Origin of the sequence: Bacteroides sp. 2_2_4 (genome assembly GCF_000157055.1) — a bacterium.
GTDB lineage: Bacteria > Bacteroidota > Bacteroidia > Bacteroidales > Bacteroidaceae > Bacteroides > Bacteroides ovatus.
Genome location: NZ_EQ973370.1, coordinates 29,610 through 35,076, shown reverse-complemented (window position 1 = coordinate 35,076; position 5,467 = coordinate 29,610). Strand labels below are relative to the sequence as shown.

2 protein-coding genes are annotated in these 5,467 nt (G+C 35.7%); both read left to right on the top strand.

Going from position 1 to position 5,467, the window contains the following annotated elements:
* The first annotated feature begins 916 nt into the window (after positions 1-916).
* Complete coding sequence (locus BSCG_RS03700) at positions 917-3,715, top strand: SusC/RagA family TonB-linked outer membrane protein (protein WP_250698624.1); 2,799 nt, start codon at positions 917-919, stop codon at positions 3,713-3,715.
* Between the two features lie 20 nt (positions 3,716-3,735).
* Positions 3,736-5,148 carry a RagB/SusD family nutrient uptake outer membrane protein gene (locus BSCG_RS03705; RefSeq protein ID WP_008777225.1) on the top strand — a complete coding sequence of 471 codons (1,413 nt, stop codon included), beginning with the start codon at positions 3,736-3,738 and terminating at the stop codon, positions 5,146-5,148.
* Positions 5,149-5,467 lie beyond the last annotated feature (319 nt).

The window sequence follows — 5,467 nt, the reverse complement described above, 5'->3', positions numbered from 1 at the left end:
TCAAAAAAATAATAATAAGCACAAAAACTAAACGAAAGTGTTCTGTTTTTAAGATTTGGTTATAGAAATGGAAGGTATAATTTTCTCTAATAGAAGAAAGTGTGTATAATTAAATGAAAGAATATGCAATATAAGTTCCGAAAACGCATATATATAATCTAAAGATACATCATAATTACGAATATTATCACTCGTCCCATTTAAAGGAATAAAGCGTTCCTTTAAAAGGAACGAGTCATTGGTCGTAGAGAAGCCCTTGCTTTCTTTAAAAGGAAAGGATTAAAAGCTAATTTATAAACTTGACAGCCTCTAATAGCTATTAAAATCCGGCATTTGGGGTTCTTTCATTTTAGCATCAGATAAATGATAAATACCTCTTTTTGCATAATTAGATGTAATTACACAATCTCTTTGATACAGAAAAAGCATATAACCATCCAATATAAATATTCATCAATCATATTCTCTGCGATTTTGGAGGATATTTGAATCCACCCCTGCATATTTTAAAATATACAGTAATAAAATATGCATTTTTTCATCTGGAGTTTTTCTTTTTCTTAGATTACCGTTTGCTAATGAATATATTATTATAGTCAATAATTATTGGATATAATTTAGAACAAGAAAACCATCTTCAACAGTTAAGATGGAAATAAGTTTTAGCTTATATCATATAAGATAAGAACTTAAATAATTAATTAATAGATGGTTATGCCCTATTTTTGATAGAAATCTGGTATCATAAATCAGTAAACTAATATGTTTGGTAGGTGCTTAATATATTGATAATCTGCATAATAACTACAACAAAAAATATTTCCAAAGGAAAGCAAACATCATATATATTGTTAGTAATCAACATATTATAGTTGTATTTAGTTCTGCAAAGGCTTTGCAGATTTCGTACATCGGTATGCAGACGCAGGAAGTGGCGATAAAGCCCAATTTGCGAGTGGTTCTCAAATCTGATGCACAGCTAATAGATGAGGTTGTGGTAACCGGATATGGGGTAACTAAAAAAGCGGCATTTACGGGATCTGCCCAAACGGTGGATAATAAGGACTTGATGAAAAAAACAGATGCAAACTTTATGAAGTCTTTGGAAGGATCAGTAGCTGGTTTACAAGTAAATAGCTTGACTGGACAACCTGGTGCATATGCTTCTACTACTATTCGTGGGGTTGGTTCAATGAACTCTGGAACTGAACCTTTATACGTAATTGATGGTATTGCCATTTACACAGACAAAATGGGGGCTTATAACAAAGCCGGAACAGGGGATATGGCGGCAAGTCCGATGGCTAATATCAATCCTAACGACATTGAGTCCATCACAGTTTTGAAAGATGCTACAGCTACAGCTATTTATGGAGCTCGTGCAGCGAATGGAGTAATTGTAGTTACTACTAAAAAAGGTAGTCTGGGAAAAGCGCGTTTTAATGTGAATGCAAAAGTCGGAACTAGTTTTGTAGGTAAGATAGATCATAATTATCGTACGACAAATCTGGATAAATACAAAGAGATCTGGACCGAAGGACTAACAAATGCAGGATATGACGGTGAGGATGGCATGACTTCTGCTGAATGGCTGAATGCCTATGTTATGGATTGGTATAATGTGGACTTGACGCAAAATATCAAGAGTGTGGATTGGCTGAAGGAGATTCTGCAAAATGGTTTTTCACAAGAATATGATATCAGTGCTCAAGGTGGGAATGAAAATTTGCGCTATTATATTAGTGGAGGATATTTTCAGAATACAGGTATCGTCATCGGAACTGGAATGAAACGCTATAGCGGACGTATTAGTTTAGATGGAAAAAGCGGACGGATAGGATATGGACTTTCTGTGAATGGAGCACTCTCCGATATAAACAACACTATGACTGAAAGCCAATATACTAATCCTATTGTAGCAGTATATGACATCCGTCCGTTTGAACAGGTGCGCAATGAAGACGGAACATATAATACAAATGTTAATTATAATCCTGTAGCTATTAACGATAAAGAAAAAGGTGATAAACGCAATCAAAAGCAGATTACATTGGTTGTGAATCCATATTTTACTTATAATATTATTGATGGCTTAACATGGAAGACAAATGCAGGATTGAGCTTGATTGACTTGGACGAGTTTTTTTACAGTTCAATTTATAATCCTCAATATTCCGGTAGTGGTATGCTTGGTCAAAGAAACCAGGAAAGAGCAACAACCTTGACCATTACCAATACCGTAAACTTCAACCGCACTTTCAAAGACATGCATCATTTGAATGTGTTGTTGGGACAAGAAGCACAGAAAATATCTTATAGAACAATTTATGCAGCTGCCAGTGGATATCCTAGTGATGCTGTTTTTGAATTGGACAATGCTTCCAAGCCAACAGGGGCGGGATCTTCAACCAAAGCAAGCACTCTTTCTTCATTCTTTATGAATGCAGAATATAACTTGAATGATAAATATTATCTGTCAGGCAGTTTCCGTTATGACGGCTCGTCAAGATTTGGTGTAAACAACAAATGGGCTCCTTTTTGGTCTATAGGAGCAAAATACCGAATCTCTAACGAAAGCTTTATGGAAAATACCAAAAATTGGTTGACAGATTTGACTATCAGAGGTAGTTATGGAACTGTAGGTAATCAGGATATTGGTTATTATGCAGCAATGGGATTGTATAATTATGGATATTCTTATAATGGCAAACCTGGAGCTATTCCTTACCAAATAGCCAATCCGGATCTTAAATGGGAGACTGTTGCGAAAGCCGATATTGGTATCCATGCTGTTTTCTTCGAAAGACTGACACTCGAAGTGGACTATTATAACCAACGGACAAAAGATATGATATTTGATGTACCACTTTCTTACACAACTGGATTCGGATCTATCCTGAAAAATGTAGGTGAGATGGAAAACAAAGGTATAGAATTCTTAATTAACGCTAACGTACTTAGAAATAAAGATTTCAGTTGGGATGTTCGCTTCACTGGTACGGCAAATAAAAATAAAATCATAAAACTTGCCACAGAAAAACCAATTGAGAATACTCTAACTATCAGAAAAGTTGGTGAAGCGTATAATACGTTCTATATGCCGGAATATGCAGGAGTGGATCCTGAAACAGGAGAAGCAATGTGGTATAAAGGACAAGAAGGGGATGAGAAAACAAAAAATGTAAATGAGGCCGGTCAGCGAATTGTAGGTTCTGCCGATCCTAAATTTTATGGTGGCTTTGGAATGAATTTCAAATACAAAGGTTTTGACTTCTCTTTTGATACCAGTTTCACCTTGGGAAATAAAGTATATAACTCCGGATTTGCATTTGATATGCAGGTTGGACATTATTTCTTAGGCCCGGTATCTAACTACGTTTATGACAACCGCTGGCAAAAGCCGGGAGATATAACCGACGTACCCAAATTTGTAGCTGGAGACAACTCGGGAGCAGAAACTAATTCCAGCCGTTTCTTAATGAATGGTTCTTATTTAAGAATGAAATCCATGGTTTTAGGATATACTCTTCCGAAGAACCTTATGAATAAGGTGGCTATTGACAATTTAAGAGTTTATATCTCTGCTGACAATTTGTTCACTATCACTGCTAAAGATTTTATAGGATTTGATCCACAAACCAGATCTACCGGTATGCAGTCTTGGGCATATCCTGTACCTAGAAATATCATGTTCGGTCTTAATCTTAGCTTCTAAAAAAATAACTTTAGAAATTTATGACAATGAAGAAAATATTATTTGCTTTATTAACCGGTTGGATGGCAATTTCATTCACCGCATGCGATGACTTCTTGACAGAAACGCCATCAACTTCTGTTCCGACAGAAGAAGCCTTGGTTACTACCCAAGATTTTCAGAATGCTCTAAATGGTGTATATTACACATTAGGTTCATATCGTTTTCTGGGACGTGATGTATTAGCAATTGGAGATGCGCCAACGGATATCACTTCACATTCCGTTGCAACGTCTCATTTCTATGACATCTTCCGCTATCAGATACTGGATACTAATTCATACATAGAAGAAATATGGGCATACGGATATTGGGCTATCGACCGTTGTGCACGTATCATTAAAGAAGGTGCTTCATTTAAAGAAGTAACAAAGGGGGATCTGGCAGAAGTGGAAGGATGCATCGCTCAAGCCTATGCTATTAAAGCCCTCTGCTCTTTCTATTTGACTAACATGTTTGGTTTGCCATATTCGGAAGCCAACAAAACGACATTAGGTATCGTAAACGTTACTGAACCCGTCCCTGCCTATTCACAGGTGTCAAGAGTCAGTGTAGAACAAAATTATAGCCTGATTCTTGATGATATAACGAAAGCTAAAGAATATTATGCTAAAGAAGGTGTTGAAAATGTAGGTAAACAGTATATGAATACGGCTGCAGTTGCTGCACTTGAAGCTCGCGTAAAACTCTATATGAAAAATTACGAAGGGGCTATTACAGCGGCTCAAGAGGCAATAACCCTAAGTGGTGGTACAATTGTATCAACCAAAGAAGACTATAAGAATATGTACACGACATTGGCTGTTTCGACAGAAGACATTTTCTTTATAGCAAAAGCCGAAGATGATTATTTGTCCGCTAATGCTCTGAATACTTTATGGAATAAATACGGTTTGTCTATTAACAGCGCAACAGTAGCAGAATATTCACCTAATGATATTCGGCTGGCGCTTCTTGGCGGTACGTGGACTGGTGGAAAAATGCGTGGTATCACAACCAATAATCAGATTTCTAATTTGCCAGTTTTCAGACTGCCTGAAATGTATTTAATACAGGCAGAAGCATATGCAAAACAGTCAACTCCTAATTATGGAAAAGCTAAAGAAAAGCTATTGGAAGTAGCTTCCAAAAGAAATCCGGATTTGGATGACAATGAAATAGCAGAGGATCAAACGGTTATTGATGCCATTGATAAAGAAAGAAAATTAGAACTGGTTCAAGAAGGACATCGCTTCTTTGACGCAAGAAGATTAGGCAAAATTATTAGTGTAGCAGATGGATCGTACACTAATTTCAACATCGCAAAATTTGTGTACCCAATACCTTCTTTTGAAGTCAATTCAGGTTTTGGAGTTATACAAACAGAGGGATGGAGTAATAATTTACCTCGATAAAACATTTTTTAATATTGCCTCCATATAAGGATAAGTTTTAAATAAATAGATGAGACCTGCAATTTTAGAATTAATCGAAATTGCAGGTCTTATTATTCATAAATATATACATAAGTAGTTTTACGTAAGAAACAATAATTCGCTTGCAAAATTTCAATGAATGTCATATTTACCTTGACTAATAATCAACATTTGAATATTAGTCAGAATTAGTTTGTTGCAATTTTCTTCATATAGTATTCCCTTGCTAAATAAATATCACGTTTATTATCAGATAATTACGTCCGTTTTGGGTAGAGATTAAGTATTACATATATGT